General features: G+C 65.1%; 16 protein-coding genes. 3 read left to right on the forward strand and 13 right to left on the reverse strand.

Going from position 1 to position 17089, the window contains the following annotated elements:
- Positions 1–139: 139 nt before the first annotated feature.
- From ACEL_RS07840 to ACEL_RS07895, 12 genes are all read right to left on the reverse strand, one after another.
- Complete coding sequence (locus ACEL_RS07840; protein ID WP_011720356.1) at positions 140–982, reverse strand: GNAT family N-acetyltransferase; 843 nt, start codon at positions 980–982, stop codon at positions 140–142.
- A gap of 57 nt (positions 983–1039) precedes the next feature.
- Positions 1040–2215 carry a flavodoxin-dependent (E)-4-hydroxy-3-methylbut-2-enyl-diphosphate synthase gene (gene ispG, locus ACEL_RS07845; RefSeq protein WP_011720357.1) on the reverse strand — a complete coding sequence of 392 codons (1176 nt, stop codon included), beginning with the start codon at positions 2213–2215 and terminating at the stop codon, positions 1040–1042.
- A gap of 40 nt (positions 2216–2255) precedes the next feature.
- On the reverse strand, positions 2256–3497 hold the full coding sequence (locus ACEL_RS07850) for a M50 family metallopeptidase (protein WP_011720358.1): 1242 nt from the start codon (positions 3495–3497) through the stop codon (positions 2256–2258).
- The gene (dxr, locus tag ACEL_RS07855; protein WP_041835013.1) at positions 3494–4720 is read right to left on the reverse strand and encodes a 1-deoxy-D-xylulose-5-phosphate reductoisomerase; all 1227 of its coding nucleotides are present in this window, start codon (positions 4718–4720) and stop codon (positions 3494–3496) included. The genes ACEL_RS07850 and dxr overlap by 4 nt, the downstream gene beginning before the upstream one ends.
- Positions 4721–5290: 570 nt before the next feature.
- Positions 5291–5590 carry a hypothetical protein gene (locus ACEL_RS07860; RefSeq protein ID WP_041835014.1) on the reverse strand — a complete coding sequence of 100 codons (300 nt, stop codon included), beginning with the start codon at positions 5588–5590 and terminating at the stop codon, positions 5291–5293.
- A gap of 186 nt (positions 5591–5776) precedes the next feature.
- On the reverse strand, positions 5777–6514 hold the full coding sequence (locus ACEL_RS07865) for a hypothetical protein (RefSeq protein WP_041835015.1): 738 nt from the start codon (positions 6512–6514) through the stop codon (positions 5777–5779).
- A 213-nt stretch (positions 6515–6727) separates the two neighbouring features.
- Positions 6728–7018, reverse strand: coding sequence for a hypothetical protein (locus ACEL_RS07870; RefSeq protein WP_148204570.1), 291 nt, complete (start codon positions 7016–7018; stop codon positions 6728–6730).
- 103 nt (positions 7019–7121) lie between these two features.
- Positions 7122–7589, reverse strand: coding sequence for a hypothetical protein (locus tag ACEL_RS12150; RefSeq protein ID WP_148204571.1), 468 nt, complete (start codon positions 7587–7589; stop codon positions 7122–7124).
- Positions 7590–7645: 56 nt separating this feature from the next.
- Positions 7646–8398, reverse strand: a complete 753-nt coding sequence (locus ACEL_RS11555; protein ID WP_049751449.1) for a hypothetical protein — start codon at positions 8396–8398, stop codon at positions 7646–7648.
- Between the two features lie 447 nt (positions 8399–8845).
- On the reverse strand, positions 8846–11167 hold the full coding sequence (locus tag ACEL_RS07885) for an MMPL family transporter (RefSeq protein WP_193138725.1): 2322 nt from the start codon (positions 11165–11167) through the stop codon (positions 8846–8848).
- A 194-nt stretch (positions 11168–11361) separates the two neighbouring features.
- Positions 11362–11997 carry an ACT domain-containing protein gene (locus tag ACEL_RS07890; protein ID WP_011720366.1) on the reverse strand — a complete coding sequence of 212 codons (636 nt, stop codon included), beginning with the start codon at positions 11995–11997 and terminating at the stop codon, positions 11362–11364.
- A gap of 162 nt (positions 11998–12159) precedes the next feature.
- Entirely contained in the window at positions 12160–13098 is a 939-nt protein-coding gene (locus tag ACEL_RS07895) for a Gfo/Idh/MocA family protein (RefSeq protein ID WP_011720367.1), read from the reverse strand.
- Positions 13099–13375: 277 nt separating this feature from the next.
- Between ACEL_RS07895 and ACEL_RS07900 the strand changes: the two genes are divergently transcribed.
- The 3 genes from ACEL_RS07900 (at position 13376) to ACEL_RS07910 (ending at position 15649) form a co-directional block, all read left to right on the forward strand.
- A complete protein-coding gene (locus tag ACEL_RS07900) occupies positions 13376–14098 on the forward strand; it encodes an IspD/TarI family cytidylyltransferase (protein ID WP_011720368.1) in 723 nt (240 codons plus the stop codon).
- Positions 14099–14147: 49 nt separating this feature from the next.
- Complete coding sequence (locus ACEL_RS07905; RefSeq protein ID WP_011720369.1) at positions 14148–15107, forward strand: inorganic phosphate transporter; 960 nt, start codon at positions 14148–14150, stop codon at positions 15105–15107.
- A gap of 119 nt (positions 15108–15226) precedes the next feature.
- On the forward strand, positions 15227–15649 hold the full coding sequence (locus tag ACEL_RS07910; RefSeq protein ID WP_011720370.1) for a DUF47 domain-containing protein: 423 nt from the start codon (positions 15227–15229) through the stop codon (positions 15647–15649).
- Positions 15650–15714: 65 nt separating this feature from the next.
- On the opposite strand, the gene rlmN is transcribed toward ACEL_RS07910, so the two are convergent.
- Positions 15715–16950 (reverse strand): dual-specificity RNA methyltransferase RlmN, encoded by a 1236-nt coding sequence (rlmN, locus tag ACEL_RS07915; RefSeq protein ID WP_238378022.1) that lies wholly within the window; start codon positions 16948–16950, stop codon positions 15715–15717.
- Positions 16951–17089 lie beyond the last annotated feature (139 nt).

Raw genomic sequence — 17089 nt, forward strand, 5'->3', positions numbered from 1 at the left:
GCGCACACTCCAGCCGCCGTACCATCCCGGCACCCGTGCCAGCCGCCGCACCTTGCCGCGGCGCCAGGCTCCGTGCCATCTGGGTCGCACGGTGAGAATTCTTCAGAACGGCACTGACATTTTCCGCAGAACAGCTTCCTCAGAACAGCACGGACATGAAAGTGCCGATTTCGGCGAACCCCACCTTTTTGTACGCCGCGCGCGCGGGCAGGTTGTAGTCGTTGACGTACAGGCTGACCACCGGGGCGATGTGCCGGCGGGCGAGGACGACGACGGCCGCCATGCCGCCGTTCGACAAGCCGCGGCCGCGCAGCTCCGGGTCCACCCAGACGCCTTGCACTTGACACACCTCGGAGGTCGCCGCGCCCACCTCAGCCTTGAAGATCACCCGCCCGTTCTCGATGCGGGCGAAGGCGCGGCCTTGACTCACGAGTTCGGCGACCCGGGCTCGATAGAGTGCCCCGCCGTCCGTGCCGATGGGCGAGACGCCGACCTCCTCGGTGAACATCGCAACACACGCGGGGAAGAGGACGTCGATTTCGTCCGGTCGTACCCGGCGTACCAGCGGATCCGGCGGAACGCGCGGCGGTCCGCTGATCGCCATCAACGGCTGGTTGGGCCGCACGTCGCGCGCCGGACCCCAGTCCGGTTCAAGAAATGACCAGAGAGCCGCCACCTGGTCCGCCGGTCCGACGATGGAGGAACACCGCCGGCCTTGCCGCCGGGCTTTCTCGGCGAACGCCTGACACGCCTCAAGATCGGCGCCGACCGGTACGAGGTTCGCGCCGGAATAACAGAGCGCCGCCACCTGACCATCGCGGACAAAACCCCAGATCTCCGCGCCCAGCCGCCACGGATCAACGCCGCATGCCGCGATGCGCGCTGCTACGAAAACATTGGCAACCGGATCGCGGTCGAGGATCTCCTGTACGGCGGATCGGTCGCGGTCGTCGAGCACCCGGACCGGTACGCTCCGCAGCATCGCCCCTCCCGGATGCCGGCCGTCCGGCGGCGCGTCCAGTGACCGTGCCCGGTCCGGCTACTGGACGGTGACGATCGGCGCGCCGACCGCCTGGTCGTCGCCGAAAGCCCCGCTGGCTTGCATCTCTTCGGCAAGCCGCATCGCCTCTTCCAGCAAGGTCTCGACGATCTGCGACTCCGGGACGGTCTTGATGACCTCACCGCGGACGAAAATCTGGCCCTTGCCGTTTCCGGACGCGACACCGAGATCCGCCTCACGCGCTTCACCAGGGCCGTTCACCACGCACCCCATCACCGCAACGCGCAGCGGGAACGGAAATCCTTGCAACCCCGCCTGTACTTCCTCAGCCAGCTTGTACACGTCAACCTGGGCGCGGCCGCAGGACGGGCAGGAGACGATGTCGAGCTTGCGTGGACGCAGCCCGAGGGATTCGAGAATCCCGATGCCGACTTTGACTTCCTCCACCGGCGGCGCCGAGAGCGAGACGCGAATGGTGTCACCAATGCCTTCGGAGAGCAGGATCCCGAAGGCGACGGCGGACTTGATGGTGCCCTGCAGGAGGGGACCAGCCTCGGTGACGCCGAGGTGCAGCGGATAGTCGGTCTGGGCCGCCAACAGCCGGTATGCCTGCACCATCACCATCGGGTCGTGGTGCTTCACGGAAATCTTGATGTCGTGGAAGTCGTGCTCCTCAAAGAGACTTGCTTCCCAGAGCGCCGACTCCACGAGGGCTTCGGCGGTCGGCTTTCCGTATTTCTGCAGAATCCGCGGATCGAGCGAGCCCGCGTTGACGCCGATGCGGATCGGCGTCCCGTGGTCCTTGGCCGCTTGCGCAATTTCTTTGACCTTGTCGTCGAATTTCTTGATGTTCCCGGGATTGACCCGGACCCCGGCGCAACCGGCCTCGATCGCGGCGAACACGTACTTCGGCTGGAAGTGAATGTCGGCGATGACCGGAATCGGGGATTTCTTCGCGATGATCGGCAGCGCGTCGGCGTCGTCCTGACTGGGACAGGCGACCCGGACGATGTCGCACCCCGCCGCGGTGAGCTCGGCGATCTGCTGCAGGGTGGCATTGACGTCGGCGGTCAGTGTCGTGGTCATCGACTGCACGGAGATCGGCGCCCCGCCTCCGACCAGTACGCCGCCCACATTGATCTGACGGGATTTCCGGCGCGGCGCCAGCGGACTCTTCGCCGGCACCTCAGGTACGCCGAGATTGATGGTCGTCACGGCCGCTCCTCGTCTCGCGCCACTACATACGTCTTCATTCTCACTGGAACGGGTTCGCCACCGGGTTGACGAGATCCGCGTACAGCAGGATCAGCGACATACCCACGATCAAGGCTAACGCGGTGTATGTGATCGGCATGAGCTTGGTCAGGTCCACCGGCCCGCCGGCGGGTCGCCCGCGCAGACGGCGGATCGCGTCGCGGGCCTTCTCGTAGCCGAGGATCGCCACGTGACCGCCGTCCAGCGGCAGGAGCGGCAGCAGGTTGAAGATGCCGACAAAGATGTTCACCGACGCGACCACCGTGAGGAGGACGGCAATGCCGTTTCCCGCCCCCTCGGCGGCGAAGGCTTCGCCGGTGAGTTGAGCGACGCCGACCACGCTGGTGACCTGGCCTCCTCCGGAGTTGATGCTCCGCTGGGCGTTCGGATTCGTGAGCAGGACGGCCAGCTGATGCGGCACCGTCCCAAGGGCACGGAACGAATCGACCACCGCAGTGCCGAACATCCGGCCGGCGGAGGTCAGCGCGCCGACCGGTCCCTGGCGGGTGAAGTCGTTGACGGGCACGAACCCGATGTGCGGCAAGCCGTCACTGCCGATGACCGGCTGAAAGGTGAGCGTGAGGATACGGTCGCCGCGCTTGACCGTGTAGGTGATGGGCCCGTGGGTCGATCGGGTCAGTGCGACGAGGCCGTCGGCGCCGCCGGTGACCTGGTGTGCGGACGCCGGGTTGGACGGGTTCCGGAGGACGGCCGGGGTGTCTTTGACGCTGCGGCCGTTGACCGCGAGGATGACGTCACCGACCTGCAGTCTCCCCGCCGCAGGTGCCGGGGCGGCGCCCGGCGGGCATTGCCCGGCGTCGTTGGGAATTGCGCAGGAGTACACCTTTGCGACCTGGGCGTACCCGGTGGGTTTCGTCGGCCACGCAAGGGCGAAGACGAAGAGCAGCACGAGTCCGATCACGAAATGCACCGCCGAACCGGCGACCAGCACCACCAGGCGCTGCGGCCCGGGTTGGTTGATGAAGGCCCACGGCCGGTCCGCCGGGTCGATGTGTTCCAGCGGCGTCATGCCGACGATTTTGACGAAACCCCCGGCCGGAATTGCTTTGATTCCGTATTCGGTCTCGCCCTTCTTGCGTGACCAGAGGGTCGGCCCGAAACCGACGAAGAATTGGGTGGCTTTCATGCCGAACAGCCGAGCGAACGCGAAGTGCCCCGCCTCGTGCAGCAGGACGGAAATCAGCAAAGCGACGACGAAGGCAATGATGCCGAGCACCATCATCGGCAGCCCCCGATGAGTTCGTCGGCGAGCCGCCGCGCTTCGCGTTCGGCGTCCAACACGTCGGAAACGGAGCGGACCGGGACCGGCGGCGCGGCGAGGAATTTCTCCGTCACCGCTGCGACGACGTCCATGATGCCGAGAAAGTCGAGGCGTCCAGCCAGAAAAGCCGCGACCGCTTCTTCGTTTGCCGCGTTGAACGCGGCCGGCGCGACGCCGCCCGCGGCGCCGACCTGCCGGGCGATGTCGATGGCCGGGAAGGTTTCGCCGTCCACTGGTTCGAACGTCCATGCCGTTGCCTGCCGCCAATCGCAGCTTGGGATGACCGCAGGGAGCCGGTACGGCCAGGCGAGCGCCAACGCGATCGGCAGCCGCATATTCGGCGGTGAGCAGTGCGCCACGGTCGAGCCGTCAATGAATTCCACCATGGAATGGACGACGGACTGGGGATGAATAACGACGTCAATGGCGTCCAAGGAAATGTCGAACAGCAAATGCGCCTCGATCACCTCGAGCGCCTTGTTCACCAGCGTCGCGGAATTGATGGTGATGACCGGCCCCATCCGCCAGGTGGGATGGGCGAGTGCCTGTTCGGCGGTGACTCCGACAAGATCGGCTCGACGGCGGCCGCGGAACGGCCCCCCGCTCGCAGTGAGAATGAGCCGTCGTACTTCGTCGGCACGTCCCGCGCGCAAACACTGGGCGAGGGCGGAGTGCTCGGAATCGACCGGAACGATCTGTCCAGGTTCGGCAATCGCTTTCACCAACGGTCCGCCGGCGATCAGCGATTCCTTGTTGGCAAGCGCGAGGGTCCGCCCGGCGCGCAGCGCCGCCACCGTCGGAGCAAGGCCGATTGAGCCGGTGATCCCGTTGAGGACGACGCCGTCGCGTGGTTCGGCGACGGGCAGCGGCCATGCCGCCACTTCGGCGGCAGCCTCCGGCCCGCTGACGATCTTTGGGTGTGGTGCCGCGCAACCACGCTCGGCCGCTGCGGCGGCCAGGGCATGCTCGACCTCCGCGGGTGTCGCCCCGGTGACTCCGATCACCTCGACGCCGAATTCCACCGCCTGCCGGGTCAGAAGATCAAGCCGGCTGCCGCTCGCGGCGAGCCCCACCACCCGAAACAGGTCGGGATGGTTGCGGACGACGTCCAGCGCCTGGGTTCCGATCGATCCAGTGGAGCCGAGGATCACCAGTGGGCGGACCGGGAGCCTGCCGGCGCGCATCGGCGATGACGGCTGAGGGGCCAGCGGGGACGAGCTCACCTGGTCATTCTCCCCGATGACCCGGCACCTCGTCTTCGATCACCCCGGTGGGCCGATCCTCGGTGTGGTGGCGACAGTGGGCCCGGTGGGGTCGACAGGGGCGGTCGGGAGGGCGCGGCAGGCGCGGCGGTCGGCCGGCGCCGCGGTCGGCCGGCGGCGATGGCCGGCGCGGCAGGACGCGCGGCTGCGGCGATGGCCGGCGCGGCAGGACGCGCGGCTGCGGTGCCGGTCAGTCCGGCAACGCGCGCCGCGTCGGTCGCATCGGCCGCTACGACGGCGGACACGACCCGTCACGCGGTGCATCACCGGAAAAGCGGTCTGCGCTGCGACCACGTCCAGCCCAATGAACAAGATGGTGTTGGACACCGGCAGCTCGGCATCCTCGGAATTGCCCGCCGCACGGCGGGGATACTGTTCTCAGAACGGTGGACGTCGTCCCTTTTCCTTTTATCGGCAGCAGCTTCCGCTGTAGCTGTAGGAACGTTAATCCTGCGCGACGGGTTAGGCTCTGACGATTGTCCGGGCACGCGGTCAGGTCCCTGTCGGCCCGCCCTCCGAAACATCGGCACGCCGGGTTGTATCAGCATGGCGGAGCCGCCAGCGCCGGCGCAGTCGCAGCCAGGTGCGCACAGCGGCAATTTCCACGGTTACCCAAATAGTCTGGTCCAGGGGCCACAATGTCGCGACGAGAACGACGAGGACCAGACCGCCGGAAATCACTCCGACGATCAGCCGTACAGCCTCTGCCGCCAGAGGTAATCCGATGATCCACTTTCGATAGGGCGCGATGTCCGCCCATGCGTCGCCGCGGAAAAGTTCGCTTGAGACCAAACGACAAGGGCAACTGCGTAACCGGTTACGGCGACAAGCCCGACGGCAAGCGGTGAGCGGAGCGGGTCGCGATAGAGCGTCACGTTGATCACAAAGACCACGGTATAAAAGAGCCACAAGAGTACGAGAACACGCTTCACCACTTTGGGTGGATCACATTGGCGAATCACAGCCAGCCCTCCAGCCTTAAGCACGCCCACCGCGCGCACGGCGGTCGATCACCGTGAAAACGGCGAGCGTCAGAACCATTGCCGCTGTAAGGACAGCTCCTTGCCACGCCACGCTCCTGATAACCGAGAACGTGTCGAAATCAACGAGCGCATTGCCGAAGACAGCGAGAACAGCCAGCCTTCGATACGTCGGAGACCATTCGCGAAAACGACGGCGTGTCGCAGCGAGAATGTAGATGTTACCGAGTACGACGGGGGTGATCACAGCATGACCCGTGATACTGTACATCGCCGGAAAGGCGGTCTGCGTTGTGACGACGTTCACTCCATTGAGCACGATGGTGTCGGTTACCAGCAGCTCGGCGCTCTCGGAGTTGCCCGCCGCAGGGAGCCGGCTCTCCGCGTCTTCCTCGGTATCTGGTTCTCGCGGCGTCCGACGGGAGTCCCGCCACCGGCGAATTTCCGAGATCGCACCATACCCCGCGAGAACGCTGAGCGTCACGACTGTAGGAACGAAAACCGTATAGAGCAGGAGACTCCGGTTTGTTTCGCGAGCATGGATGTACATTCCGACACCGAGGACCTTTACGAAAACAAGCGTGGCGATGACGTAACGAGAACGCCTGACCGTGCGCCAGAATCGCCCCCAGAGCCGCCAGTAGAATTTCGCCTCTACGTACGACGTCGCCGTGCTAACTACGGAAAACAACACAAGCACACCCTCGCGGGAGAGCGAGAAGCGATAATCGCGCACGGGCGTCACCGCGGCGTAGCCGATCCAGCTAAGCGCCCATAACAGGCACAAACCAGCGGCAATCCCCGTCGAGCCAGTCGGGCGATGGTGAGGGCGCCACCTCGGTAGGTACACCTTGTCACGCAGGTTTGCTGAGGCGGCACTCCGTCCGCATCCACTCCGTTGACGCCAGCCCACGATTGAGCTCCGCGAGGTGACCGAACTGCAAGCGATTTATTCGTGGATTCTTTTCCGCCGCTCCCTGATCGTGTGTACGAGGAGAGTCACGGTATATCCGGCAAGGATCGAGCCAACAATCCCAGGGAGGTAGTCACGACTAGCCACCGCACTCGACGCGCTGACCATGGCAAATAGGCCACCGATGAGCAGTGCGACCCGGTCACGCAGCGCCGCTGCGACGACTCGATACCGATCAGGTTGGAGCCGATACCTCAGCCAGAGGTTGTGCACTATCAGAATCGTTATCAGGATAGCGTTAAATATCAGAACGGTGGACGTCGTCAAGTGCACTTCTCCTTTCATCGGCAGTAGCTTCCGCTGTAGATGTAGGAACGTTAATCCTGCGCGACGGGTTAGGCGCTGACGATCGTCTGGGCATAGTTACTTATTATTCCGCCGCACGCATGCCTTTGTAGCGACCATGCGCATCAAGCTCATGCCTATGTTTGCGCCAGCGAAGCCACGCCCGAGCAAGACGCATAACGAGGATCATCCAGAATACTAGTTCGAATGGCGCGAGCGCTACATAAATTGCCGCGTAAGTGAGACTATCAAAGTCGTTAACAGCTACACCTATGACCACTCGTGCAATCTCAAGCGCCACTAGAGTGCGAATGATGCGTCTTCGATATGGTTCGATAATAGCCCAGCTTGGGCCGCGATAAAAATCGTTAGAAGCGAGAATTGAAAAAAGAATCGTGTACCCAATCGAGAAACCGAGAATACCCAGAATCGGGACAGAGCGATGCGCTCGCAAGTGGCCCGCTAGGACAAACACCCCCGCTATAAAGCTCAACAAGATAGTCACGTATCCGACAATTTTTTGCCACCGATGCAATGACAGGTTGGGGGTCATGTCGCCTCCCTACATATACATGGTAACCGGAACAATGCCTTGAAGCACCTGCACGCTCACGTGCAGTAACGGCCGCTATAGACCTCCGGTGTTATGAACGGTGGTGCTGGCGGGCCGCTGAACAAACGCGGCGCTGACAAGCCAAACTTAATTGCTAGACACTTTCCTAGCCACTGAGCAGCGGCGGCATAAACGGTCACCGTCGAGGACAAATCCCCTATCGCTTCGGTAGGCGGAAGTATTGCGAGAAGATATTGATAATAACCATAGCTCAGGCCGTACGCGGCGATGAATGCGGTTTCTTCTTTGTTGAAGTAGATGGTGCCGGTGATGATGCCCCAGGTGATTTTGGGGTCGGCGGTGATGGGGTAGGTGGCGGTGGTTGGTGGGGTGATGGTCTGGGTGAGGCTGGTGGGGGTGATGGTGTAGGTGGTGGGGATGGGGTTACCGGCCGCGTCGTGTGCCCACGGTGCGGCGATGAAGGCGACGGGCTGGTGGTGGGAGTCAAGGACGAGTGCACCGCCGTCGGCGGTTGGTGCAAGCGTCTCCCCAGGCGTGGTGATCGTGAAGGTCACGCTGGTCGGAGCTGTGGAGTCTTCCAGGATGATCAGGTCTTGTTCGCCGTGGGGAATGCGCTGCCGGGCCAGGTCCAGATGCGGCAGCGCGTCGGGGGTGACAGTCAGCGTGGTGTCCACGGTGACCGGAACAGCGTTACTGCCCTGCACGACCAGCGACGGTGCACTCCGCGGTGGTGTATCAACATCAGCCGGATTGATCGAACGGTGCAACGGTCCGAGCTCATCGGCCACCCGGTGCGCGTGCGCTACACGCCCAGGGTCCGAGCCGGGTTGCGCCGCAAACGCGGTCCCCTCAAACCCAACACACACACAGCGGTCACGGTGCCCACCAGGGCGAGTCTGCCACGCATCGACATCCCTTCCATCTCCAACACGCATGGGAACGTTCCCATGCGATCACAAGCGATCCCGATAATAGAAAACCGCACACGCCAGTGTCAAGACAGCCAGCAGGCGACCGATCCGTCCCCAGGACGAGGTCAAGCGCGTCATCGAGAAAGTGTCAAGACGGCCGACGGGTGACCGATCCGCCCCCCGTCAGCGCACCAGCCTGCCGCCATCGGCAGGCAATTGGCCTCCACCATGCGCAAAAGTGAGCGTCAGATTCCCCTTGCGGCCGACGAGACGGTCAATACGCCGTTGCGCATCGACTCGGAAGCGACTGCGGATATCACGCCGTCAACGGAGCTGGTGATTCTCCGCTATGCGGGACTGCTCCTCCCCCGACGTTCTGTCAGACAGCGCGGCGAGCGGCTCGCCTCCCATTGGCGGTTCACCGGCCGCCAGTACGGCTATTGGTGCTTCGCGAAATGCGTGGCGTTGCCACCACCGCTCCAGCGGAGCAGGAGCCCACCAGTTGACCCGGCCGAGAAGGCGCATGACAGCAGGAACAAGCAGTGCGCGCACCACGGTGGCGTCAACGGCGATGGCCAGCGCCATTCCAACACCGAGCAATTTGAGGGTGGTGATCCGAGAGGTCGCGAATAGGCCGATGACGACGATGAGGAGCAGGGCCGCCGACGTGATGATGCGGCCGCTGCGCTGGAGCCCGACCGCCACCGCGGCGGCATTCCGCTCACCCGGATTGACGTTGTCCGCAGTCACGTCCCACTCCTCGCGAATGCGGCTGAGCAGGAAGACCTCGTAGTCCATGGATAATCCGAAGACCACCGCGAGAAGCAGGATCGGGTCGGTGGCGTCAAGGTAACCGAGCGGGCTGAAGTCCAACAGGCGCGCAAGATGCCCGTCTTGGAAAATCCAGGTAATCGCCCCGAAGGACGCCGCAATGGAAATCGTATTCATGACGATGGCTTTCAACGGCAGAACAACCGACCCGAAGGCGAGGAAGAGCAGGAAAGCCATCGCCACGGCGATCACGGTGAGCATCCATGGCAACACGTGGCCGATGCTGTGCAGCTGATCGACGAGGAATGCTGTCAAGCCGCCGACGAGCACCCGGCTCCCCGCAGGCGGCTGGACCGCGCGAACCTCGGCGAGGGTGTGCCGAGCGGCGGACGAGATCGGATCCCCGTGGTAATCGACCTCGATCAGAGCGTTGTGCCCGCGGACCGCAGCGACATGCGCACCCGTCGTCCCCGGAACCTGGGCCAGCCTGTCGGCGTAGGCAAGCAAACTTTGCTGGTCCGGGAAGTTCTCGACGACGACGTCCATGGGTGTCGTTTCGTTGCCGGGAAAATCCCGCGCCAATGCGTCGCTGGTCACGCGGCCAGGCGCGTTGGCGGGCAGGACCTTCGCGGTGTACCCGCCGAATGTGACGTTCCGGAACGGCAACGCCATCACGGCGAGCACGACGACAATGGGAATTGCGTAGATCAACGGGCGGCGCATCACAGAACGGGCGAGCCGGTACCAGAAACCGCCCGACGACGGCACCGGCGTCGCGGACGCACTCTGCCGCGCAGCAAGCCGCCGCGCTCTGTGGTGCGGACCGAACCACGGCACGTGGAGCGCATCCACCCGGCGGCCCAGGACGGCAAGAATAGCGGGGAGAATAGTCAACGCGGCAAGAACATCCAACAGCACGACCGCGACTCCGCCGTACCCCATGGACCGGAGAAAATCCTCCGGAAATAAGACCAGTGAGGCGGTCGACACGGCAACGGTCACGCCGGAGAACGCAACGGTACGTCCTGCGGTCGCCAATGTCCGGCGCAGCGCCGTCTCGACGTCCGCGGTCCGGCTCATTTCTTCGCGGAACCGACTCACAACGAAGAGCGCGTAATCGATCGCGAGGCCAAGGCCCAGCATCGTCACGAGATTTTGCGCAAAAATCGAGACGTGCGTGACAATCGTCAGGAATCGCAGGATGGCGAATGCCCCGACGATTCCACAGATTCCGACGATGACCGGTAAGGCTGCGGAAACGACGCTCCCGAAGATGATGAGCAGGAGGATCAGCGTCGTCGGCAGAGACAAAGCCTCCGCGCGCTTGAGATCCCGGCTGACCTGCCCACTTATTTCTTTGTTCAGCGGCTGCGCTCCAGCATAACCGACGGAAATGCCACGGGTCTGCAGCTCGGCCAACCGCTGCTTGACCACCTGGAGCGCGCTCGCTTTCTGCGCATCGGTCGTGCCGGCCAATTCCAATGTCACGTAAGTGGAACGACCATCGGTGGAGATGAGCCGACGCTGGCCGGTGTTCCAATAACTGAGGTAGGACGGAACAACACTCTTCGGCAGATCGTGAAGCGCTCCCACGATGGCGGCGGCATTCGCCGGGCTCGTGATCGGTTCACGGCTCGTGAAGAGCACAGTCGCGTCGGACGACGGCAGATGCAGGACGTCGGTAATGGCATTCGCTGCCTGCACGGACTCGCTATGGGGGTCGTAATAGCCCCCACTTGACAAACGCTTGGTGACGTCGCTGCCCCAGAGCGCGGCCAACGCCAGGAGCACGATACCGATAATGATCACCAGACGGCGGCGGTGATACATCGCCCTGCCGAGGCGGTCGAACATGGCCGATAAGTTAGTGGTCACTCACTAGTTTGTCAAGATGAGCGAACTCACAGATCACGCGATCTGCACGAGTTCCCCGCGGTGGGCATGCAGACCCGACGGCCGGGGTCAACGCGGACCATAGCGCCCGGCGGCCAGAGTCAGCGCGGATCGCAGACCCGACAGCCAGGGTCAACGCGGGCACGCGGTACCGCCTACCGCGCAGGCAATACCGCCTACCGCGGGCTCGAAACAGCGCCGACCGGACGGACCAACCCAGCAGCGAGTGTGGTCACTCGGCCGATGCGCTCCACCTCGACCCGATGGAACGCTGGTGTGCTCCCCCGCCCGCACACCAGCGCCGCTTCGAACGGGTCCAGCGGGACAGCGACCAGCTGCGCGCCGTCCTGTTCGAACGCGGTGGCCCGCACCACCCGCACGTGTGGAACGACGACGTCGTCCAGCGCGGTTCCACTCCAGTACGCGACCTCCGGCGCGCCGCCGGCATAGGAAATCCGCGCGGCCCAATCGGCGCCGAACGCCGGAACGGCCATGTCAACGAGGGTGTCCAGTCCGCGCGCGCCTGTGCCGAGCACGTGGGTGAGCAGATCGAGGTCGGGGAAAGCGCCCGGCACCTGCTGGGACGGCCGGGTTCCGAGGACCCGCACGCCCCGGATTTCCGTCAACCGGTCGACCAGATCACCGGTCTGGGTGTGCGGCCAGACAACGTAGATGTCATCAACCGCACGATCCGCCACCCGCTCAAGAACGGCGATGCTCTTGATATCAGCACCGGCGTCTGCGAGGACGGCGGTCACGCGGGCGAGAATTCCCGGACGATCCGGCACGCTCAGCCTCAGGTGGGTCAACATCTCCGCCTCCGCTCGATGGTGAATAAGCGCCGATGCATGCAGTCTGGGTGGCAGACGTTTCCGGAACGTGACGGTGCAGTGACATCTCATCGCATCCGGAGCAGGCGGGCAAGAGTCCAACGTCCCGAGAGGGTGCCTGGACGGTCACCGCCGTCCGCCGGCTCACGGCGTACGCGCACTGACCGCGCGAAGCACCTCGTCACACAGCTCATGGGTCCGCAGCGCGTCGCCGGCATCCAGGCGATATCCCGCGCGGACGGCGTCCACGAAGAAATCACACATAGCGACAAAGCCGCGGCGCTCCTCGACGGGTGTCCATTCGTCCAGCCGCCGAATTTCCCGACGCCCTTCGCGATCCTCGATGACCTCGGTCAGATCACGGACGCTGGTCTTGACACCCGGACCGTGGATCTCAAGCACCTCCTCGGTCGCGCCGCCATCCCGATTCATCACACCGACCGCCACCCGGCCTGGTCCGGCCAGCACCACGGAGACAAGCGCGAGATCCCCGGCGATGCGCACCGAATGGACGTCGACCAGCCGCGCCTCGTCGATGAGAAACCGCAGCGTGTCAATGACGTGAATAAAGTCGTCGAAGATGACCCGGCGCGCGTCGTCCGGAAATCCGACCCGGTGTTTTTGCATGACGGCACAGGAGAACTCCTCGTCGGCAAGCGCGCGGTACGCTGGCGCGAACCGGCGGTTGAAACCAACGAAGAGCGACGTGCGCTGCCGCCTTGCCAGCTCGACCAGATCCCTCGCATCATCCACGTCAGCGGCCAGCGGTTTATCGACATAGACCGGAATTCCGGCCTCCAGCACGGCCCGGACCACATCGACGTGCGCGCCGGTCGCCGCATGGACGAAGACGGCGTCGAGACCCTCGGCAAGCATCGCCGACAATTCGGTGTAGCCGTGCGCGATGCGGTACGCCGCGCAGACGTCGTCCAGAACAGCCTGATTGCGGGTGCAGACCCGCAGGTCAAGGTCTGGACGGGTTCCCAGGACGGGGAGGTAGACACGGCGGGCGATTCCGCCGAGCCCGACCATCCCGACGCGAAGTCGTTGGCGCGCCACCACGGCAGCAGCCGGTGCCGACATGCCGGCAGCTTACGCAATTCCCGGACGGGCCGCGCGGGAGGCCGGCGCGCTGAGACCTGCGGGAGGCCGGCGCGCTGGGACCCCGCAGGAGGCCGGCGCGCTGGGACCTGCGCCGCTAGGCCGGCAGGATGTGCGCCGCTAGGCCGGTTTCCTCCCGCGACCAGCACGAACACTCCGGCAACCAGGCACGAACAGTCCTGCGACAAGGCAAGAACAGTCGTGCGACCGGCAGGAACGGCGACGATCACCAAAGACCGCGGGTGCTAATGTTCGGGCCATGGTCTCCGAGGAACCATCAGCGGCAGCAATCGTGCTCGCCGGCGGTGACGGTCGGCGTTTCGGTGCCGCGATGAACAAGGTTTTCCTTCCCCTCGCCCACCGTCCGGTAATTTCCTGGTCACTGGAAGCATTGAGCCGCGTGCCCAATGTTCGCCATGTCATCGTGACAGTACGCGCGCATGAACGCGGCCTTGCCCGCGCCATGCTCGACCGTGATTTCCCGAACCTTGATGTCCTCCTTGTTGATGGCGGGGAGAGCCGACACCACTCGGAGTACAACGCATTACGCGCGCTCGAGAACCGCGGAATCGACGTCGACGTCATTGCCATCCACGACGGCGCTCGACCGTTCATCTCCGCGGAACTGGTGCATCAGCTCATCACGGTTGCCCATATGGTGGGGGGCGCGGTTCCCGCCTTACCGGCGCTGGATTTGGCGCGTATCGAGGGGAACGAAGTGCTGGAGACGCTCAGCACGGGCGGCACGCTGGTCCGCATGCAAACACCTCAGGCGTTTCAAGCCGAACAGGTGATAGCGGCGTATCATGCGGCCGCGCGCCGGGGTTTCATCGGCACGGACACCGCGTCGTGCGTGGAGAATTTCACCGATACGGTCATCCAAACGATCCCCGGCGACACCCGGAATATCAAGGTGACCTACCCGCAGGATCTGACTGCGGCCGAACACATTCTCGCCGCCGCGCATCACCCCGGCGCGTGAGGAGGCGAACCGACGATGGCGCAGTCGACGGAATGGAGGAGCGCACGGCATGTCCGCAGGTTGGCTGGCGATTGCCGCGCTCTTTGCCGCCGTCACCGGAGCCAATGACGGCGCAGCGATCGTCGCGTCCGGCCTGCGGGTCTCCCTGCTCCGGCCCCTTTCGGCCTTGCTGGTCGTGGTCGGCGGCGTCCTGACCGCTCCGCTCATCTTCGGCACCGAAGTAGCCGCCACGCTCTCGCACCGTCTCGTGGCCTTCCAGACGGACGGCGGGCGGCTCGCGTTCGCCCTCGCGCTGCTCGCCGCTCTCCTTGTCGTCGCTTTCCTAACGACCACCGGTCGACCGACCAGCCTTACCGTCGCCCTCATTGGCGGGATTGCCGGGGCCGGGCTCGGCTACGGTCTGCCGGTCGCGTGGGGCACGGTCGGCCGGGTGCTGCTCTTCGGCATCCTCTCGCCAATCTGCGCCGGCCTGGCCGGCCTCGTCCTGGCTCGTCTCCTCCACCACGTGCCGCCGCTCTCGCACATGCCCCTGGTCACCCGGGCCGGCACGGCGCTCGGCTACGTGCTCCTCGCCCTGGCCTATGGCGCCAACGACGGGCAGAAGATGCTCGCCGTGTTCGCGATCGCCGGGAACGCCGGGGGTGCCGTGCATACGGGCGGACGTACACTCGCGCTCATCGGATTGTGCTTCGTCGCGGGAGCGGCACTCAGTTTGCCGCGCCTGGCAAGCCGGTTAGGTGCTGACCTGCTCCGGGTGCGTCCGCTTCATGCCATCACGGCGCAAGCGGCGTCAGCCGCCGCTGCTTTCGGCAGTGCCGTGGGGCACGCCCCGGTCAGCATGACGCAGTCCTTGACCGCCTCGCTGGTTGGAGCAGGCGTGAGTGAGGGTTCGAGGAGGGTTCGATGGAGAGCGGTGAGCCGCCTCGCGATGGCCTGGGTGGTGACGCTGCCGGCCAGCATCGCGGTCGCATCCGCCGTCACCGCATTCGCGCGCGCCGTGGCGGGCTGAGACGTGGGCGGCTGCCCCGCCTCCTGCACGACCTGCTCGGCCGCTTCGACGAGCAACTGGTCGCAATTCTGGTCGGCCAGATCGACGCCACGCTGCGCGGTGCCGAACTCGCACGCCGGATGACGACGGGTGAGCTGCCATCCGAAGACGCGCGCGAACGCATGCGGGAGATCGAGCATCACGGGGACCAGAAACGCGGCGAACTCATCGCGGCGCTCGCGTCCGCGCTCACCACGCCCATCGACCGCGAGGATCTCTTCCGGTTCTCGCGGATGGTCGACGACGTTCTCGACGGCTTACGCGATTTCGTCCGGGAAACCGACCTCTACCGGCTCGCCGGCCAGGAATCTGTCACCCCGGTTCTGGACGCCGTCATTGAGGGCCTGCAGACCTTGCGGCAAGCGACGGAAGAAATCGTCCGCAGGCCGCAGGACGCCGGACTCACCACGGTCTCTGCGAAAAGGCGGCGAATAAAGTCCGCCGCCTGTACGCTATGGAGCTGGCCGAATTGTTCAATCAGCCCTTCAATGTTGAGACGATGAAACGCCGGGAACTCCTCCGCCGCATCGACGTGGTCGGAATGCGGCTCAGTGAGGCCGCCGATGCGTTAGCGGACGGCATCATCAAGCGCAGCCATTGACGGCGCAGGCGTCTCCTGGACGGTGCGGCCGCGAAATTCCACCGTAGCGGCAAGCTGACCGCACGCGCCGTTGACCTCCCGCCCGCGGGTATCCCGGACGGTCACGGTCACCCCCGCAGCCGCCAGGCGCCGGACGAATTCCGCCTGCGCCCGCGGTGTGGACGCCGTCCACGGGGAGCCGGGCGTGGGATTGAGCGGGATGAGATTGACGTGTCCAAGACGGCCGAGGAATTCCTTGACCTGCGCAGCCAACGCATCCGCACGCCACGGCTGGTCGTTGACGTCGCGAATCAACGCGTATTCGACGGACACCCGCCGCTTTGTCACCTCGGCGTACCGCGCGGCGGCACCGAGAACGTCACGAACCGGCCAGCGTCGATTAATCGGAACAAGGACGTTGCGCAGCTCGTCGTCCGGCGCGTGCAACGAGACCGCGAGCGTGACCGCGAGTCCTTCCGTCGCGAGCCGCTCGATGGCCGGAACCAGGCCCACGGTCGAGACGGTGACACTGCGCTGGGAAATGCCGAGACCTTCCGGCGGCGGCTCGGTGATCCTTCGCACGGCGTCCACCACCGACCGGTAATTCGCCAACGGTTCCCCCATGCCCATGAAAACCACGTTGGACAATCGCCCTGGGCCGCCGGCCATTTCCCCGCGCGCCACCGTGCGGGCGGCGACCGCGACCTGAGCGACAATCTCCGCGGCGGACAGGTTCCGGACCAGACCGGCCTGGCCGGTGGCGCAGAACGGGCATCCCATGCCGCAGCCCGCCTGACTGGACACGCACAGTGTGACCCGGCCGTGCCGCGAACCGCCGTCCGCGTCCGCTTCAGCCCCGAGCGCAGCGTGGCGGCTGTGCCGGGGCGGATAACGCATGAGGACGGATTCGACGTACGCACCGTCACTGAGCCGCCAGAGGATCTTCCGGGTGAGCCCGTTGTCGCACGCGAGCTCCCGAACCGGCCGCAGAAGCGGCGGAAGCAGGACGCCGACCAGCTCCCGGCGCGACGAGGCGGGCAGGTCGGTCATCTCATCCGGATTCTCCGTGAGACGACCGAAGTAATGGGCGGAGATCTGCACGGCCCGGAAGGACGGCTCGCCGAGTTCGGCCACCCACCGGCGCCGTTCCGCTAACGAAAAATCCGCCAGATGGCGTGGGACGCCGCGCCGTGTCACCGCTCCCGCCCGAGCAGCATCGGTCATCGCGTGCGTCGTCATATCGTTCTCGAGTCTGCCAGAGACCGCCCGGCCGGCGGGCACGATCAGTCCACCCGCCGCGTCGCCGTTCGGCGCGCCGGCCGGGCTGTCCGTACGGAATCGACGGTCCGCTAGGATCGTCGCA

The sequence above is a fragment of the Acidothermus cellulolyticus 11B genome, assembly GCF_000015025.1.
GTDB lineage: Bacteria > Actinomycetota > Actinomycetes > Acidothermales > Acidothermaceae > Acidothermus > Acidothermus cellulolyticus.